The following is a 1370-nucleotide window of genomic DNA, read 5'->3' as shown; positions in this document are numbered from 1 at the left end:
GGGGCCTTACCGTATTGGGAGGGGGCCGGGGTCACAGTTTTGCTCTTGAGATTGCGCACAAACCCTTGCGGGTCGGCCGGGCAAAGCACATTGCCGTCTGCGTCGTCTTCACCTTTCGCGATGTACCACTCACTGGTTTCGGTCACGCCGTTGGCGTTGATCTGGGTCAGCAGGTTGCCGAAATTGTCATAGGTGGTGCTGACGGTCTCCACGTGCCGAGGCACCGTGGTGCTGGCATGGCGCCAGGTCTGGGTCACGGTTTTCGGCAGCTGGCAATAGGGTTTCTGGTCCTTGAAGTCCAGGTTCGGATCGATGTGGTACTCGGTTTCTGTCTTCTGGTGGGTGTGGTCTTTCTTGGGGTCCGTGCTGTATTGAGTGGTTTCTTCCACGGTCAGCAGGTGAAAGCGGTTGAACACGCGTTTGGTTTCACGCACCTTCTTCTCGCTCAACGCGTCCCAGAGGATCTCGGTGGTCTCGTACTCATAAGCCGTGCGCACTTTATAGAGGTTGTCCAGGCCATCGTCGCTCCAGGACAGGCCGCTGCCAAAGCCGAGAAAATTGTGGTCCCTGGCGTCGTATTCATAGCGGGTTTCGATCGCCGGCTGGCCGAAACCGGGGTCGCGTACGTGGGATGCTACCCGCGGCAGGGTGCGCCCGGTCAGGCCCGGGAAATAGTGCGGCCGGCCCGAATAGGTGACGGTCTCATGGCCACCGGTGGGGGTGTACACGTGCGCAAGGCAGGTCAGGCCGCTCTGGGGGGTGTAACCGAAGCGCCAGGAGGCGTTGTCGTCGGTCGGCAGGACGAGGCTTCTGCACTCGCCGTCGAGGATATTCATCTGGAACAGGGCTTCGAAGGCACTGCCCGGGTGCAGCGTGAGTTTCAGCAGGTTGGTGCTGCGCACAAGACTGAGCAGCTGCGTGCCGTCGGCATTGTGGATGCTGCTCAATAACGGCTCGGTGCCGAAGGCCACGTAGTCGAGCGTGACGCTGTGGCCCTGAGGGGAGCGCATTTCCACCGGCAGCGCGATCTCGCCCTGGCGGACCTGGAGAATCTCCACCAGGCCGGATTTATGCTCGACACGATAGCGCTTGTTCCCCAGGTCATGGAAATGAAAGGAGTCGAGTTTTTTTTCCGGAGTGAGCGGGCCATTGGGCCCGCCCAGGATGACCTTGAAGGTTTCACCGGTGTACAGCGACAGCACACCGTTGGTGGGATTGAACTGCGACAGTTGCAAGTTCCAGCCTTTGCCGAAACCGCTGTCGGCGGCATTGAGTGGGTTGAAGCTCAGTTGCAGTGGAACGACCGGGCCGCACAGGTTATTGGCCTTGAGTTCGGGCAATGAAATGGCGCAGGTGTATTGCCCGGTGCG

At 60.2% G+C, this 1370-nt stretch carries 1 pseudogene; it reads right to left on the bottom strand.

From position 1 onward, the window contains the following. Positions 1-1370: pseudogene (locus ACN1C3_RS33170) on the bottom strand (sugar-binding protein); the annotation flags it as partial.

Origin of the sequence: Pseudomonas sp. H11T01 (genome assembly GCF_048515765.1) — a bacterium.
Classification (GTDB): Bacteria; Pseudomonadota; Gammaproteobacteria; order Pseudomonadales; family Pseudomonadaceae; genus Aquipseudomonas.
The sequence above is the reverse complement of the archived record's forward strand: the minus strand, read 5'-3'. Positions and strand labels throughout refer to the sequence as shown.